13 protein-coding genes and 2 pseudogenes are annotated in these 16,669 nt (G+C 45.9%); 11 read left to right on the top strand and 4 right to left on the bottom strand.

Annotated elements, in window-relative coordinates; all coding sequences use genetic code 11:
- Positions 1–84: 84 nt before the first annotated feature.
- Positions 85–813, top strand: coding sequence for a c-type cytochrome (locus tag MKZ32_RS04960; RefSeq protein WP_239796244.1), 729 nt, complete (start codon positions 85–87; stop codon positions 811–813).
- A 203-nt stretch (positions 814–1,016) separates the two neighbouring features.
- Positions 1,017–1,946, top strand: a complete 930-nt coding sequence (locus MKZ32_RS04955) for a DUF808 domain-containing protein (RefSeq protein WP_239796243.1) — start codon at positions 1,017–1,019, stop codon at positions 1,944–1,946.
- 13 nt (positions 1,947–1,959) lie between these two features.
- Here MKZ32_RS04955 and MKZ32_RS04950 read toward each other — a convergent pair.
- The 3 genes and pseudogenes from MKZ32_RS04950 to queG all read right to left on the bottom strand — a co-directional run bounded on the left by MKZ32_RS04950 (position 1,960) and on the right by queG (position 5,067).
- A pseudogene (locus tag MKZ32_RS04950) lies at positions 1,960–2,381 on the bottom strand (chemotaxis protein CheB).
- A gap of 269 nt (positions 2,382–2,650) precedes the next feature.
- A pseudogene (locus MKZ32_RS04945) lies at positions 2,651–3,820 on the bottom strand (IS4 family transposase).
- Between the two features lie 176 nt (positions 3,821–3,996).
- The gene (queG, locus tag MKZ32_RS04940) at positions 3,997–5,067 is read right to left on the bottom strand and encodes a tRNA epoxyqueuosine(34) reductase QueG (RefSeq protein ID WP_239796242.1); all 1,071 of its coding nucleotides are present in this window, start codon (positions 5,065–5,067) and stop codon (positions 3,997–3,999) included.
- On the opposite strand from queG, the gene tsaE reads away from it, so the two are divergent.
- The 9 genes from tsaE (at position 5,062) to MKZ32_RS04895 (ending at position 14,613) form a co-directional block, all read left to right on the top strand.
- Positions 5,062–5,553 carry a tRNA (adenosine(37)-N6)-threonylcarbamoyltransferase complex ATPase subunit type 1 TsaE gene (tsaE, locus tag MKZ32_RS04935; RefSeq protein ID WP_239796241.1) on the top strand — a complete coding sequence of 164 codons (492 nt, stop codon included), beginning with the start codon at positions 5,062–5,064 and terminating at the stop codon, positions 5,551–5,553. The two genes, queG and tsaE, sit on opposite strands and share 6 nt — an antisense overlap.
- Positions 5,529–6,860 carry an N-acetylmuramoyl-L-alanine amidase gene (locus tag MKZ32_RS04930; protein ID WP_239796240.1) on the top strand — a complete coding sequence of 444 codons (1,332 nt, stop codon included), beginning with the start codon at positions 5,529–5,531 and terminating at the stop codon, positions 6,858–6,860. Before tsaE ends, MKZ32_RS04930 begins: the two co-directional genes overlap by 25 nt.
- A 108-nt stretch (positions 6,861–6,968) precedes the next feature.
- Positions 6,969–7,934, top strand: a complete 966-nt coding sequence (locus MKZ32_RS04925; RefSeq protein ID WP_239796239.1) for an acetyltransferase — start codon at positions 6,969–6,971, stop codon at positions 7,932–7,934.
- The gene (locus MKZ32_RS04920; RefSeq protein ID WP_239796238.1) at positions 7,927–9,645 is read left to right on the top strand and encodes a bifunctional sulfate adenylyltransferase/adenylylsulfate kinase; all 1,719 of its coding nucleotides are present in this window, start codon (positions 7,927–7,929) and stop codon (positions 9,643–9,645) included. Before MKZ32_RS04925 ends, MKZ32_RS04920 begins: the two co-directional genes overlap by 8 nt.
- Positions 9,646–9,966: 321 nt before the next feature.
- On the top strand, positions 9,967–10,449 hold the full coding sequence (locus tag MKZ32_RS04915; RefSeq protein WP_239796237.1) for a Cache 3/Cache 2 fusion domain-containing protein: 483 nt from the start codon (positions 9,967–9,969) through the stop codon (positions 10,447–10,449).
- An 859-nt stretch (positions 10,450–11,308) separates the two neighbouring features.
- Complete coding sequence (gene purE / locus MKZ32_RS04910; RefSeq protein WP_239796236.1) at positions 11,309–11,803, top strand: 5-(carboxyamino)imidazole ribonucleotide mutase; 495 nt, start codon at positions 11,309–11,311, stop codon at positions 11,801–11,803.
- 11 nt (positions 11,804–11,814) lie between these two features.
- Positions 11,815–12,702: a phosphoribosylaminoimidazolesuccinocarboxamide synthase gene (locus tag MKZ32_RS04905; RefSeq protein ID WP_239796235.1), complete on the top strand. Its 888-nt coding sequence runs from the start codon at positions 11,815–11,817 to the stop codon at positions 12,700–12,702.
- A 455-nt stretch (positions 12,703–13,157) separates the two neighbouring features.
- A complete protein-coding gene (locus MKZ32_RS04900; RefSeq protein ID WP_420887719.1) occupies positions 13,158–13,604 on the top strand; it encodes a phosphate-starvation-inducible protein PsiE in 447 nt (148 codons plus the stop codon).
- Between the two features lie 16 nt (positions 13,605–13,620).
- Positions 13,621–14,613 carry an L-threonylcarbamoyladenylate synthase gene (locus MKZ32_RS04895; RefSeq protein ID WP_239796233.1) on the top strand — a complete coding sequence of 331 codons (993 nt, stop codon included), beginning with the start codon at positions 13,621–13,623 and terminating at the stop codon, positions 14,611–14,613.
- Between the two features lie 376 nt (positions 14,614–14,989).
- Here MKZ32_RS04895 and MKZ32_RS04890 read toward each other — a convergent pair whose 3' ends face one another.
- Positions 14,990–16,630: a SulP family inorganic anion transporter gene (locus MKZ32_RS04890; protein ID WP_239796232.1), complete on the bottom strand. Its 1,641-nt coding sequence runs from the start codon at positions 16,628–16,630 to the stop codon at positions 14,990–14,992.
- Between the last annotated feature and the right edge of the window lie 39 nt (positions 16,631–16,669).

The following is a 16,669-nucleotide window of genomic DNA, read 5'->3' as shown; positions in this document are numbered from 1 at the left end:
AAATGTTCAACTTGCCCCTGATAGCTGCAATCGAATACAGCTTCCAAAAGCAAGGAATGAGTACATCAACAAAATGAGGTGGATATGAAACAGTCAGGATTTGTTATTGCCATTACCGTACTGATGTTATCGGCATGCGGAAATAAGAGCGAAAAGGAGTCCACTGTAGTCCCAGTATCGCCACCTTTAGCTGAGCACAACACTACCGTTATCACCGACCCATCAATGGCCTCCCCCACAAAGGACAAAGTATCAGAGACGGCATTGCCAGAATCGGCGCTCGCTACTCCCACTACTCCTGACAAGACAGGCAGCAAACTACCGAAGACGAATGAAAGCATAAAGGGCGAGTTGTCTAGCCGTAAAAAAGTGCTAAGCGTAGAACAAAGCGCTCCTATTATTGCCGGACAACCAATGCTCTCGCCCACAGTAGAAAAAGCGCTGGAAAAGGCAGTGCTAGAATCTGCTGCCCCCAAACCCTCTTCTCCGACGAAGACCGAAATGCCGCTTACGGTGAACAAAGGCACGGGGGGCGGGTCGCTGAATCGCGAGGAGGGACTGGCCTTAGCTAACAAAAGCGGCTGTCTAGTCTGTCACAAGATCGAAACCAAGTTAATTGGCCCCGCATGGCGCGACGTAAGCAAACGCTACAACGGAGATACTGATGCCAAGGCGCGTCTGATTGCAAAGGTGAAGGTGGGCGGCAAGGGCAATTGGACGGATGTAACAGGTGGAATCGCCATGCCTCCGTATTCTCCTCGAGTATCGGATGAAAATATCGAGAAGTTGGTGACATTTGTGCTGTCCCAATAAACGATTGAGTGAAAGTAGCCTTTGGGGTGACTGTATCCATAGACAATAAAGGCCTCGCGGGAAAGATATTTCTGGTGAAGTTTTTATAAATGTCATCATCCCCGCATCGGCGGTCAGCGACAATTCCATGAATTTCGTTCGGTGACAGCCCCCCGATTAAATTATTAATAACATATTGTTTATAATTAGAATTATAATAAAAAATGGCGGGAACCAGCCTTTTAACCCTAATCGATGACATCGCATCCATTCTGGACGATGTTGCTGTACTGAGCAAAGTCGCTGCTAAAAAAACTGCAGGGGTACTCGGGGATGATCTGGCGCTTAACGCTCAACAAGTAGCAGGGGTCACGGCCGACCGCGAATTACCCGTTGTCTGGGCGGTTGCAATGGGATCACTCAAAAACAAATTCATTTTGGTGCCTACTGCAATTGCTATTAGCACCTTTATCCCTTGGGCTGTAACGCCCTTATTAATGTTGGGCGGAGCCTTCCTTTGCTACGAAGGATTTGAAAAGCTTGCCCATAAGTTGATACAAAGCAAAATAGAAATCGATGTACGTCACATTGAGCATATGGAAGCACTCGCCAATCGTGGCGTCGACATGGCCCATTTCGAAAAAGACAAGATTAAAGGAGCGATCCGTACTGACTTTATCCTGTCTGCTGAAATTATTGTAATTACGCTAGGAACGGTTGCGATGGAATCGTTTTGGAAGCAGGTTGCAGTACTAACGACCATAGCCATCATCATGACCGTCGGTGTCTACGGCTTGGTGGCTGGGATCGTTAAGCTGGACGATGGTGGAATTTACCTTAGTCAAAAAAACGGTGACAGTCTATTTCGCAAAACTCAGCGTTGCATAGGCAGCGCTATTTTGAAAATTGCTCCTTACCTGATGAAGAGCCTGGCCATCATTGGCACAGTTGCCATGTTCATGGTAGGCGGTGGTATTCTTATCCATGGCATATTTGGTGCATCTGAATTGATCGACAATTTAGCACATAACGACAGCGGCATTATTGGTTCCATAGTTAATATTGGAGCACCCGTTCTACTAAACATCCTGACGGGAATTGTGGCTGGTGCGGTCGTCCTCCTCGGTGTGACCGCTGCAAAACGCATTTTCTGATGGTCAAAGAGCCTTAGTTCCGAGAATCGTGACCGATACCGGAACGCAACAGCATCAGGATGCGATTCATGCCGCTCACTGCAGCCGGGGCTAGAGGCGTTTCCTGGCGGACAATCAAGGTATGTATGGCGGCCCGCAGCACTTGCGGCATTTTTTCCACCGGCAGGACATGCGTGGCGTAACCGGCCTGGATGGCACTGACCGGCATTCCGTCGTATTTTGCCGTGGCCGGATCCTGCACTATGGAGACGCCACCGCCGCCGAGGATGGCACGCAGACCCAGCGTTCCGTCGGTACCGGTGCCGGACAGGATAATGCCAATGACATTTTCTCCCTGATCATCGGCAAGGAACGCAAGAAGGCGTCAATCGGCATGCGTAGTCCGCGGGGTTGCTCCGGCACGCTCAGTTGCAGCACACCGTGGAAGATAGCCATGTCGCGGTTGGGTGGGATGACATAAACGCCGTTGGGTGTCACGATCATCTGATCTTGAGATTTGGCCTTGGGCTTGTTAGCTGTCATGCGGCAATTCCAAGCGCTTGGTTAGCATAGTTGTTTGAGAGGATCACTTTATCAAAGGTTTCGGGGGGACATAGGCATGGTTCAAGGGTTTTTTGAGTTCGATCCGCTATCAACCCAGACCTGCATCGGTTTGAGCATGTCTGACATACGATTATTTCGAATAGATTATCAGTAGTGTCCGGTTAAAAGTCGAACAAATTTTGTTGGTTATAAAAATCCATCTGATTTGGGAACTGCCCACTGCCTGCGAAGGCTTGAGATAGCTGGGTTTTCTCAAAAACAGACACCGATAAAATCTGTAGCAAAGAATAGAGAGAGGCATCAAGTTGAAGCTCCTTTTTGACAATAGCAATCAGCACGTAAGTAGCGACAGCGCACCAGATTTGCGTCTTCACCGCATTCTCGCTGTTGCCGATGAAACGCTTGATGCGCAGATGCTGTTTAATCCACTTGAAGAACAACTTCACTTGCCAGCGGCTCTTGTACAGTGCGGCAATGGTCAATGCGGGCAAGGCGATGTTGTTGGTCAGGAACACCAATGTCTTGCCCGACTCCGGGTCTTTGAAACGGATGCGTCGCAACTGCTCGGGATAATCCTGGGAGATGTAGAAACCGTTCATCGCGATGCGCTGATCGCAGATGATGCCGGTGTTCCGGTCGGTTGGCATCGAATACACCCTGCGCGCATCCATGCCGCGCTTGGCTCGAGTCACGAAGAACGCGCCTGCCTGGTGCAACGCGAACAACCGGCTGAAATTCAGATAACCCCGATCCATCACATAGAACGCACCGGCTTCGATAAGCAACCTATCCAGCACGTTGACATCGCCCATCTTGCCGTCCGAGATATGGATGAAAGCTGGGATGTTGCCGCGCAGATCCAGCAGGGTATGCAGTTTGATCGCCGCCTTGGTGGAGCGGAATGGTGCCCATGGAAACAGCAACAAACACAGGTCGATGGTTGTGGCATCCAAGGCGTAGACGGTATTGTCCAAGTCGATACCGAAGCTGTCGTTGCAGTACAGCTTGCGCGCGCGCCGGATGAGCAAGGCGGCCAAGTCCGCCCAGATGCGCCAGTCGCGCCCTTCGTTGGCATCGGCCAGTGTCGACCGTCTGATCGGCGAACGAAAGCCCATGCTGTACAGCTTCGTTTGATTCGCCAGCAAACAGGTTTCGATGTCGCGCAGACGCTCGCGATAAGTCAATTACGCGAAGGCCATGGCGCGAAATTGCTCGGGGCACCTCAAGCTGCGCACTCTGGAATCGCCGCCATAGCGATCTACGATCCGCGCAAAGCTGATCCACGGCACAAACTCCATGAGTTGCGCGAACAGCGTCTTGCCCAAGTTCATCGTTCATCTCCAGAGGGTTTAATCTCTGGAAGTTACTCGAACCGGAATATCGGTAAACTGATTTCAAATCGGCACCAAAATAAATTGCTCTGCAACCCGCGCCAATACTCAGTCTTGGCTCTTAAATTTGTTAATTAACCGGACACTACTGATAGATTATTTAGATTAACAAATGGTCAGCTTCCTTGCCGTTCCAGTGCCCACGCTACATGCTCGCGCACTAACGGAGACGCGTCTTGGGCACGGGCTTGCAGCGCGGCCAGCACTTCAATGCTGTTAGGCGCATTACCCAGCGCCACAGCGATGTTACGCAGCCATTGCTCATGGCCGATGCGGTAGACAGCACTGCCAGAAAATTTCTGATTGAACGTTTCCTCGTCCCATCCAAATAATTCGGCTAATGCGACATCATCCAGCCCGTGCCTTGCAGCGAAATCCGGTTCAAGGCTTTTGTGCGCAAAACGATTCCATGGACACGCCATTTGACAATCGTCGCAGCCGTAGATGCGATTTCCGATAAGCGGGCGGAACTCTAGAGGGATACTACTTTTAAGTTCGATAGTCAGGTAGGAAATGCAGCGTCGTGCATCCAGTTTGTATGGCGCAATGATAGCCTGCGTCGGACACACTTGAATACACGCCATGCAGGTGCCGCAATGTTCCGATTCCGACTCATCAATAGGAAGCGGCAGATCGGTGTACAGCTCACCCAGAAAAAACCACGAACCATGGTCGCGCGACAACAGCAACGTGTGTTTACCACGCCAGCCCAACCGAGCTTTATATGCCAACTCTACTTCCATTACTGGCGCACTGTCAGTGAATACGCGATAGCTGAAACCGCTCACCTCAATGCGAATTTTTTGAGCCAATTTTTCCAGACGCTTGCGCAAAACTTTGTGGTAATCGCGCCCCAAGGCATAGCGGGAAATGAAAGCACGGCTGCCATCCTCTATCACTTCCCAACCGTCTTTAACAGTGGGTGGATAGTAATCCATACGTACAGAGATGACGCGCAGTGTGCCTGGAATTAATTCCGCCGGACGGGTGCGTTTAACGCCATGTTTTGCCATATAATCCATCTCGCCATGAAAGCCTCGCGCGAGCCAGTCCAGCAAGCGCTCCTCGGCATCGTGAAGATTGATATCAGCGATACCTACTGCCTGAAAGCCAAGCTCCCTACCCCATTCTTTTATTTTGGCGGCTAGTGCGGTGTAATCCACAATTTGAGGTGTCTCGATTTGCATAATCAGAATAATAGCCGAATAAGCCTGCCGCTGGCCGATGAAGTCGCTACCGTTGCTTTTGCAGCACGACTAGCCCCAGGAATAAAGCCTGGCATGGTGATTTATCTGCACGGCAACTTAGGCGCCGGTAAAACTACTTTAGTACGTGCACTGCTGCATGCGATGGGCTATATTGGACGGGTCAAAAGCCCAACCTATACTTTGCTTGAGCTGTATCAAGCTGGTGGGTTACACTTGCGTCACTTTGATCTCTACCGCTTCCATGACGCGAGTGAATGGGATGCCACCGGCTTCCGCGACGAGTTTGGCGGGCGAAACGTATGCCTAGTGGAGTGGCCAGAAAAAGCGCAAGGTCTTGTACCACAAGCAGACATGGAAATCACACTCGAAATATTATCTACTGAAACAGTATGTAATGGTCGCAATATTGAAATTCTTGCAATTTCGCAGGCTGGCAGGGAATGCTTAAAATTACTGCAAAGTTAATCGTATTTGGCCTTTTGCTGTGGCTGCCCCACGCACAGGCAGCTATCGCCATCAGCTCTGCTCGCGTTTGGCCGGCACTGGAATACACTCGCCTAACGCTGGAATCAGCCAAACCGATCCGCTATGAACTATTTTTCATTAAAAACCCCGATCGACTGGTCATTGATCTAAAAGATGTCGAAACTAACGGCCCTCTTAATGAACTTGTTGGTAAAATTCGCAGCGACGACCCTTACATAAAAAGTGTACGCGTAGCTCGCTTCAAACCCGGCATAACGCGCTTGGTGTTCGACCTTAAGTCCCAAGTCAAGCCGCAATTATTCAATCTTATGCCGGTGGCAGAATACAACCACCGCTTGGTTCTTGACATCTACCCCGCCATTCCCATTGATCCAATGATGGCACTATTGCAGGAGGAGCCAGCATCTCGCACGCTGGAATCTGCCCCCACCACCGTAAGTCAGTTGCCTCAAGAAACTGAATCAAAAAAATATAAAATAGCAAGTACGCAAACAACTCCACAACCTACCATTAGATCAAACAAATCTACATCACGCCTCCGACCCGAGATGAGCACACGTACACTCATCATTGCTATCGATGCCGGACATGGCGGCGAAGACTCGGGTGCGAAAGGATACAATGACACATACGAAAAAAACGTTACGCTGGCGATCGCACGCAAACTGAAGGAACTGATGGATGAGACCCCTGACATGCATGGCGTATTAATTCGCGATGGCGATTATTTCATTTCACTGAACGGACGTGTGCAGAAAGCGCGTCAAGTGCGCGCCGATTTACTTATCTCCATCCATGCCGATGCTTTCATTAAACCCCATGCCCGCGGCTCCTCAGTGTTCGCCCTGTCCGAACGCGGTGCTACTAGCGCTAGCGCGCGCTGGCTAGCAAAAAAAGAAAATGAGGCTGATTTAATTGGCGGCGTGAATCTCGCAGTAAAAGACCCCTATCTCGCACGCACATTGCTTGATCTTTCGCAAACAGCCACCATCAACGACAGTATGAAGCTAGCCAAGCATGTGCTCGGTGAGATGGGCAACATCAATACATTGCATGGCAATTCTGTTCAGCAAGCTGGTTTCGCCGTGCTGAAATCACCGGACATTCCTTCAATATTGATTGAAACCGCTTTCATTAGCAATCCCAGTGAAGAGCTTCGCCTGAACGACAAGGACTATCAGGGGAAAATGGCGCGCGCTATTCTTAGTGGCATTAAAAGCTATTTCGCGAAAAATCCCGCGCTTTCAAAGCCTCTTTTAGTTCAGAATAAGTTAACTTCCACTTAACCCAAGCTTTCCATAAATTCGTGTGATAGATAACACAGTATTGGTATGTTGAGCGGAAATCGCCGACTTATACAATCCCTATAGATAGATAAAACAATAGTGAGCAATGTGACGATTTACGATATATTTAACGGCGATGCGGACGGTATTTGTGCCTTGCATCAACTGCGTCTCGCTCATCCGGCTAAAAGCATTCTCGTCACGGGTGTAAAACGGGACACTTCATTACTGGCGCAAGTCCAGGCTGAAGTTGATGACCAAATTACTGTTTTGGACATTGCCATGAGCAAAAACCGAGAGGCTCTACTGTTAGCATTGGATCGCGGAGCGCAAGTGCGGTATTTTGATCATCATATCCCTGGCGACATTCCCACTCATCCACAACTAACCACTTTTATCGACACCTGCCCCAACATCTGTACTAGTTTGCTGGTTAACAATCACCTTAACGGTCAATTTTTAATCTGGGCAGTAGTTGCCGCATTTGGGGACAATATGCATGAATCCGCCATTAACGCGTCAAAGACTCTGCAACTTAGTACTACCCAGTTAGATGCACTGCAAAAATTGGGAGAATGCATTAACTACAATGCTTATGGGGAATCATTACAAGATTTGTATTTTCATCCAGCCGAGCTTTATCAAATAATGCATCATCATCGCGACCCATTTACCTTTATCCATGAAGAACCAGCCTTTGAAACTTTGAAAAATGGCTATATTGCAGATATTGCATTAGCCCAAAAACTAAAGCCAGAAGTAGAAAATACCACCGGGACTATTTACCTTCTTCCCGATGCACCATGGAGTCGGCGCATCTCCGGTGTATTCGGAAATCTCCTAGCCACTGCATTCCCTTTCAAAGCCCATGCCATATTGACCAAACGCACTAATGGAGGATTCGTGGTTAGCGTGCGTGCGCCATTGGCCAGAAAAAATGGTGCCGAAAAAGTATGCGAGCAATTTGAAACGGGCGGAGGAAGAAAAGGTGCAGCCGGCATTAATTGTCTGCCGGAAAATCAATTCGACCGGTTCAATCAAATATTCAACACAACATTCAGTCACAATGCCTAACGTAATAGATAAACTTATAACACCTTATGGTGGCGACTTGGTCAATCTGAATGTTGACCAAAAACGTGCGGAAACCCTATGCCGCGAAGCCATATACTTTCCATCATTGGATCTTAACCAGCGACAATTATCAGAATTGGAATTGCTACTGAACGGGGGATTCTCTCCATTACGCGGCTTCATGAACCAGGCCGACTACAACAGCGTTCTGAATGACATGAGCCTCGCCGATGGCACGTTTTGGCCTATGCCCATTACTCTGGATATTCCAGATTCAGTTGCCCAACAACTGGTGCCTGGAAGCTGTCTAGCGTTGCGCGATCCGGAAGGCTTCATGCTGGCCGTGATCACCGTAGAAGAAATTTGGCAGCCTGATAGAACAGTGGAAGCGCAAGTTCTATTCAATTCCGATGACCCTGCTCACCCCAGTGTTACTCATCTTTTACAGCAAAAAGGCCCGTATGTTTCTGGACGTCTTGAAGGACTATCCTTACCCTTACGCCACGATTTTCCGACACTCCATCTTACCCCGGAAGAATTGCGTAAATCTTTCGCACGGCGCGGGTGGCGCCGTATCATTGCTTTTCAAGCACACCAACCATTACATCGTGTTCAATATGAATTTACGTTGCGTTCTGCCATGGCCCATGAAGCCAATTTGCTAATCCACCCTGTCATAGGCAACGCAAAATCTGATCATTCCGATTACTTCACATTGATACGCTGCTATCAAGCCATCATGCCGCGTTTTTCTTCTACGACCACGGCCATATCCTTACTTCCCCTGTACCCTCGCGGATCCGGCTTACGTGAAGTTTTTTGGAAAGCCATTGTGCAACGCAATTATGGCTGCTCTCATTTAATTATTGGCGGAGAGTATAAAGACGATGAGGGTACCCGACGCGGAATAGATTTGTTTCAGGAATACTGCTTACCCGCCAATGCAGCGAAGCGCAATGCTATAGGCATAGAATTGATCCCATTCCCACGCATGGTTTACGTAGAAGAACGCGCACAATATTTACCTCTGGAAGAAGTACCTGAAGGTGCGCTCAGTGCTAGTTTGACCGATACGGAATTGAAGCGTCGCCTGGCAGAAGGGCTAAAAGTTCCTGAATGGTTTTCTTACCCTGAAATACTGAATGAATTACGTATAGCCTATCCAGCCCGTGATAAACAGGGTCTTACGATATTTTTTACAGGCTTGTCTGGCGCCGGAAAATCGACTTTAGCCAAAGTCCTAATGACGAAGCTGCTGGAAATGGGAGGGAGGCAAGTTACTTTGTTGGATGGCGATATCATGCGCAAGCATCTTTCCAGCGAACTAGGTTTCTCGCGTGAGCATCGTGATATCAACGTACGAAGAATCGGTTACGTAGCTTCCGAAATCACCAAGAACCACGGCATTGCCATTTGCGCACCGATTGCACCCTATGACGCCACACGCCGAGATGTACGGCTTATGATCGAACCATTGGGCGGCTTTTTTGAAATCCATGTGGCCACGCCACTGCACGTATGTGAAGGTCGTGATCGCAAAGGACTTTACGCTAAAGCCCGCGCTGGCATAGTGAAGGAATTCACTGGCATCAGTGACCCCTATGAAACCCCAGAAAAACCCGAACTAGTAATTGATACTACAAATATCAGTGTAGAAGAGGCGGTGCAACAAATTTTGCTCAAACTAGAACGCGAAGGATATGTACGTTAAACCCGACTTTGACACTTGCAAGGCACAATTTTCGTTTACTCCTTGTAAAAAGGCGGGTTTGCGAGGGTGGATTCGCCAAAAACTTTAGATACATGGATGATTGTTTTTTGTAGCCAGAAGGCTCGATCCTAAACTTTTCATAAAAATGGTGAAATTTGAGGGTTTTGAAAAAAACTAAAGTTAAATATATCAATATTTGTACGTTATTTATTGATATTAATATTTATTAAATATGTACAATTACATAATGAATACTTAAAATTCAATACCCATAAGCACATTTTATTTGAATCAATTTATTTAAAATAAAGGATATTTTATATGAAAAAGACAATTCTGTTTCTAACAACATTACTATTTATGACCACTGCGAGTGCCGATAACGCCAGAAAAACAGTGGATGAACTTAAAGCGAAATTTATAAAAATGGGCGAGCCTAGAATAGAAGGAGTAGAAAAGTCTGGAAATATAATTACTCCGGTCATTTATTTCGGTAAACAAAAAATAAACAATACTTTTGATGTTGTTGATGAAATTAAAAAGACGTCTGGTGCGTACGCGACTGTCTTCGTTAAAGATGGCGCGGAATTTATTCGCGTTAGTACAAATGTACTAACACCTAAAGGAGTCCGCGGGGTTGGAACTAAACTTGCCCATAACAAGGCTTATGACGCAGTAATAAAGGGAGAAGTATATTGTGGAGATATCGATATTTTAGGTAATTCTTTTTATACTTGTTATGATCCTATCAAAGATAAAGTGGGTAAAATTATCGGCATCTATCTTATTGGATTTAAAAAATAATTATGAATTTTAGACGCCATTAAACTCTAGAGTGCACCCAAATCAGATATATGCACGACTGTACATCTCTTTTGAGCAGGATACTTTCTAAAAAACACTAGGGATTGAACGTTGTGCATTGGCTTAAATTTAAACTACGATATAATTTTGGCCGTAATATAAGCACTTCCAACCAAAACAAAAATTAATTCAATCCATTTGAACTGTTCTATAGGTTTATTCCTACATTGTACTAATTATTTTTGTTAAATGCGTCCATAATTCTTACGTTAATTATCGTGTTAATCTACTTTAGTATTCAATTGCTTAATATTTAATGTAGGTGCTCCTCTCGTGATATACGGAATTACAAATCCAAAGCCTTAACTGGTGACTGATTTTTTAGGCTAAACATAATTAACGAAACCTTAAAAAATCTTATCTCAACACCCTAATTGACCTAATACCGAATTTAAAAATCTCACCAAGATTTACTTTAAAGACTATCAAAGCCAAAGAAATCTATACCAGCCGCATGTTTTTGGATAGCCAGGTAATCTGAGCTGAGCTTAAGTTAAACGGAAGAAAATAACGGCGTTGTGAAGGACTGGGTACTTTTATGGCACAGCAGTAACAAATATACGCGAGTATAAATTCAGTTCCGCATAAAGTAGTAAGCTTTTAAAATGTTGCTAGCAGACCACCGAATTTTCGGCTTTATTATATACATAATAAATTGATTAATATTAACAAGTTAATTAATATAAATTATCAGGTGCCTTAATGTCATCAATTTGTTACGAGCAAAATTCGACCGCAACAAAAAATAAAATGGCAAAAACTATGAACAAGTTAAAATAACAATATAAAAAGGAGATATATGAACAAACCACTAATTTCCATCTTGATGGGCAGTTCAAATGATTGGGAAATCATGCAGCAGGCCGCACGCCCTTTGCATGATTTCGGCGTAGCCTACGATGCCCGCGTGATCTCCGCGCACCGTTCACCTGAATTGTTGTTAAGCTATGTTCAAGAAATGAGTGAACAGGGCATACAGTGTTTCATCGCCGGAGCAGGTGGTGCGGCGCATCTGGCTGGCGTAATTGCTGGGCAAACCACTTTGCCGGTACTGGGCGTACCCATTCCATCCAAATACCTCAAAGGAATCGATTCGCTACTGTCCATTGTGCAAATGCCTAAGGGTATTCCGGTGGCCACATTTGCTATCGGCGAAGCAGGTGCGGCGAATGCTGGCCTATTCGCAATAGCCATGCTGGCACTTAACGATACACAGTTGGCCAAGCGCCTCATCGCATTCCGCAAACAGCAGGCCGAAGCAATTGCTACGATCAAGCTGCCATCACTAAGCTAAAAGGGAAGTCTATGTCCTCCGTATTATTTGAATCCAACTTAACCAGCTTGCCATTATTACACCGGGGCAAAGTGCGTGACATTTATGAAGTGGATGAGGATCGCCTACTCATTGTGCAAACTGATCGCTTGTCCGCCTTTGATGTCATTTTACCGACTCCGGTTCCAGGCAAGGGTCAAGTCCTCACCACCCTGTCCAATTTCTGGTTTAGTAAGCTTAATCACGTTCTCCCTAACCACCTTACCGGTATCAAGCCAGAATCTCTAGTTGAGACTAATGAAGAACGCGCGCAGCTGGCTGGCCGTGCCTTCGTAGTAAAACGCTTGAGACCTGTGCCCATTGAGGCTATCGTGCGCGGCTATCTGGCCGGTTCCGCGTGGAAAGAATACCAAAAGACTGGAATGGTGTGTGGCATTAAATTACCTGCCGATTTACAGGAAGCGCAGAAACTGTCGCAACCCTTATTTACACCTTCAACCAAGGCACCAGCAGGTGAACACGATGAAAACATCTCCTTCGAACAGGCCGCAAAATTGTTGGGTGTGCCGCGTGCTAATGCAGTGCGTCATGCCGCCTTGTCACTTTATGCCCAGGCAGCGGAATATGCGGCTACAAAGGGGATCATCATTGCTGATACCAAATTTGAATTTGGTGTGGACTCATCAGGGAAAATGTATTTAATTGATGAAGCGCTAACACCCGATTCTTCGCGGTTCTGGCCTACTGATCAATACAAAGTGGGTAGCAACCCGCCTAGCTTTGATAAGCAGTTTGTACGTGACTGGCTCGAGACTTCTGGCTGGAATAAACAATTCCCAGCGCCGAAAGTTCCTGCCGACGTAATCGAAAAGACTGTGGAAAAATATCACGAAGCCGTGCGACTGTTGATGGACGTGTAATACATTCCTGTTAATGGACGTGTAATACATTCCTGCAACAAGTAACATTTGTACAGCGCTGAATTTTAATGAACACAATCTCTAGCGTGGATTACATCATAATGCTATGGCAGCATCCCCATAATGGGATATACCTACGCTTATCAAAATAATTAATATTTCCTATGCGAGTTATAGCGGTTGGGTTCTTTGATTGAGGGTAATAAGAACGGTAAGCTCACTTTCTACTGCTGCATTCCAACATGCAGAAAGGGGAATTATCGCTCTACAATGTATTTAATTAAGATTAACAGAACGTTTTTTCTTGCCAGCTATTGTTACCTTCGGTTATCGTAATTACTCCGCGAGTACTACATACATCCATAAAAGTCAGGCCATTGAAAGTGGGCCTGCAAAGTCAAGTTGTTAAAAACAAAATCTCCCATATTTTCAGTGTACATTTATATTATTGAGGTGTGAACGGATTGAAAAAAACAACCATTAAAAGATTCAACCAGCGACTTCTTTCTCTGGTCGAACATATCGGCTTACTAGTCATCGCCATTGCCACAGTGTTCGCCATGGTAAGCGAGACCATGATTATGGTGCGAGCAGTACAAGTGACACTAACCGACCTGTTGCTGCTCTTCCTCTATCTAGAGGTACTTGCCATGGTCGGACTGTATTACAACTCAGGCAAGCTGCCAGTGCGCTTCCCGCTTTACATCGGCATGGTGGCACTTGCGCGCTACTTGATCTTGGACATGAAAGCCATGGATGACTGGCGCATGCTCGCGGTAACTGGTTCTATCCTAATGCTAACGTTGGCAGTGTTTCTGATTCGCTTTGGCCATGTACGTTATCCCTATTCGGGCGATGAGTCGTCGGCGGAACTGCGACAAGCCGACCGAATGCAGGATTGAAAACAAGACGCTTTCAGTGAATCCCCATACTATCCCGAATGACCAGATACAAGCTGCCGCTGCATTGCTGCGGGCAGGCGAGACGGTGGCTTTTCCCACGGAGACTGTCTACGGATTGGGAGCAGATGCCTCCAATCCACTTGCCGTGCGAAAGATTTTTGAGATCAAGGGCCGACCCGTCTACCATCCGCTGATCGTTCATATTGCCGCGACCTCCCAATTACCAGCTTGGGCGCGGAATATCCCCGACGCCGCATGGCGACTGGCAGATGCATTCTGGCCGGGTCCACTGACTTTGATCCTGCAACGCTCCAGTCAAGTGCCGAATGAAGTTACCGGAGGCCAAGATACCGTAGGCCTGCGTGTGCCAGACCACCCTATCGCGACCGCCCTGCTGCATGCATTCGGCGGCGGAATTGCAGCACCATCAGCCAATCGTTTTGGACAGGTAAGCCCAACCACAGCGCAACACGTACATGACAAATTGGGATCTAGGGTGGGGATGCTTCTGGATGGAGGTCCATGCCGTATCGGTGTGGAATCCACCATCGTTAGCTTAGCGCATGGAGAGGCTGTGTTATTGCGGCCCGGTGGGCTTTCCATCGAAGCTATTGAAAACACACTTAATAAGAAAATCTTGCTGGCTCAAGCGACTGCCTCTAAAGTTCGGGCTTCCGGCCTACTGGACTTACACTATGCGCCCACAACTCCAATTGAAATCCATCCGGCAGACGAATTATGGCGTCGAGCACATCAACTAGCTAAGCTGGGCCATAAAGTAGCAATTCTTAAACTAAGTGATGACAACAAGTGCATAAACAGTAATGGAATTACATGCTTTCAGATGCCGCTACTGGCTGATGAGTATGGGCGCGACCTTTATGCGACACTGCATCGTATTGATCACGCAAGCTTCGATCATATTTTGGCAGAAACACCGCCCGTAACGCAAGAGTGGGTTGCAATCAATGATAGGATACGGCGCGCCGCTCACTCAGGGCACAGTTAATAAAAACGAATGTTGGACAAGAGAACATCCATGTGGTAACAAAAACATTGCAACCATGTGCAGGCCGAATAACTCATAAAGCATTTTCCACTCAACCATATGATGCTATGCAAAAATAGATAAATCGATTAAGTTGATTTAAATACGAGCGCATTGCATGATCAAAAATTAAGTAGCTCTACCGCCAAATTCACCAACTCCACCTACCATGGGGAAATATTCCAAATAGATCGTTTCAGTTCTCATCCAAAGTTTTGTCCTAAGGATGAATATCGTTACCCTTGGTAATCCGCTTAAGTTTTTTCAACTGCCTTAGTCATGTTACTTATAGAAAATACTTCTCAGAGTTGAATCACCATGAAATTCATAATTTATTTTACAATCCCATTATCTTATTATCGATGATCATGTTGTTACCAGATGGGCTTTTATCATAGTGGTCTTTCAGTATGACAAAATCTTCATGCATCTTTAAATTTTCCTTACCGTAAAGATCATAAATCTCAACTGAAATATTATGATTAGGAGCGGTTACTAAGAAGTCGTCAATTGTTTCGATAATGTCGTGATCAATAAACTGAGATTTACTGGCATCAATTGTGAGCGTGCTGTTTGGCTTAATATGTGAAAGAAGCTTTCTCAATAAAGATTTATTCAAAAATACGACATCTTTGTTAAGCGTTAATATATAAAACGATTTATCTTGAGTCAAGGTAATGGCCGCACGGTAATTAGCCTTAATAACAAAGAACAAACCAACTACCACACCGATTGACATGCCTATTAATAAATCGGTTGTTAAAATCGCTGTTATTGTAATAACAAAAGGCACTAATTGACTCCACCCTTTGCGATAAAATTCCTGGAATAAGGCGGGCTTAGCCAATTTAAACCCCGTATGCAGCAAAATAGCGGCCAAACAACCGAGCGGAACATAATTTATATAATTTGCAAAGAACATTACGCTCAGCAATATACATAAGCCATGAATAAAAGAAGATAGAGGAGTTTTACCACCAGCGTTAATATTTCCTGAACTGCGCACAATGACAGCAGTAATCGGTAATCCTCCGATTAATCCGCTAATAATATTTCCGACTCCTTGTGCTTTTAGCTCTCTGTTAGTCGGAGCAGTGCGTTTCAAAGGATCCAGCTTATCTACTGCTTCAAGGCTTAACAATGTTTCGAGACTACCAATAATAGCGAGCGTTGCTGCAATAAGATAAACCTGAGGATTAGTCCAATAACTGTAGTCTGGAAATATAAAATTATTCAAGAATTCGCCGACATTATTTGAGACAGGAACTCTCACTAAGTGAATTGCACTGACCGACCAATCCGGCGCCCATCGTTCAGCAGCTAAATTATAGAGAACTCCCCATATTACGGCGATCAACGGGCCAGGAATTAGTTTAAAAAATTTTTGGTTTTTAAACCATGGTCTTTCCCAAATTATTAGTATAAGCAAGGCAACCATACATATGAGTATGACGCCCTGTGAAATAGAGCTAAATGCATCTAATATTGGGAAGAAAAATTCATGTACTTCTTCATGTGTATAGGCTTCAGGACCTCCAAAATGTTCATTGTAACCAGTAGCATGAGGGATCTGTTTAATTATAAGAATCAAACCAATAGCAGCCAACATCCCTTTAATGACAGCTGAAGGGAAAAAAGCTCCGATGACCCCTGCTTTGAGGAAGCCAGCTATCAATTGCATAATGCCCGCTAATATCACGGCAACCAAAAATCCTTGGAAACTACCTAAAGTTTCAATAGCGTTAAAAACAATCACAGTTAAACCGGCCGCTGGGCCTGAGACGCTCAGTTGTGAACCGCTTAACCAAGCGACAACCAGACCACCGACCATTCCTGCTATTAGTCCTGCGAACAGAGGCGCGCCAGATGCCAGAGCTATACCAAGACATAGCGGTAAAGCCACTAAAAATACCACGATACCCGCAGGCAAATCATCTTTCAGGTGTCGAATATAGTACTGCATGGGCTGCTGGGTCATTTTTTCCACCTCTACAATTTTATGTTGATCGCATTATAT

The sequence above is a fragment of the Candidatus Nitrotoga arctica genome (assembly GCF_918378365.1).
Taxonomy (GTDB): Bacteria; Pseudomonadota; Gammaproteobacteria; order Burkholderiales; family Gallionellaceae; genus Nitrotoga; species Nitrotoga arctica.
This window is presented reverse-complemented; position numbering and strand designations above follow the sequence as displayed.

Bases quoted from the DNA above. Each gene is read 5' to 3' on its own strand.
- queG (WP_239796242.1), bottom strand. From the start codon at position 5,067: ATGCAAATCGAGACACCTCAAATTGTGGATTACACCGCACTAGCCGCC.
- MKZ32_RS04960 (WP_239796244.1), top strand. From the start codon at position 85: ATGAAACAGTCAGGATTTGTTATTGCCATTACCGTACTGATGTTATCG.
- purE (WP_239796236.1), top strand. From the start codon at position 11,309: ATGAACAAACCACTAATTTCCATCTTGATGGGCAGTTCAAATGATTGG.
- MKZ32_RS04915 (WP_239796237.1), top strand. From the start codon at position 9,967: ATGAAAAAGACAATTCTGTTTCTAACAACATTACTATTTATGACCACT.
- MKZ32_RS04955 (WP_239796243.1), top strand. From the start codon at position 1,017: ATGGCGGGAACCAGCCTTTTAACCCTAATCGATGACATCGCATCCATT.
- MKZ32_RS04930 (WP_239796240.1), top strand. From the start codon at position 5,529: ATGCTTAAAATTACTGCAAAGTTAATCGTATTTGGCCTTTTGCTGTGG.
- MKZ32_RS04905 (WP_239796235.1), top strand. From the start codon at position 11,815: ATGTCCTCCGTATTATTTGAATCCAACTTAACCAGCTTGCCATTATTA.
- MKZ32_RS04920 (WP_239796238.1), top strand. From the start codon at position 7,927: ATGCCTAACGTAATAGATAAACTTATAACACCTTATGGTGGCGACTTG.
- MKZ32_RS04890 (WP_239796232.1), bottom strand. From the start codon at position 16,630: ATGACCCAGCAGCCCATGCAGTACTATATTCGACACCTGAAAGATGAT.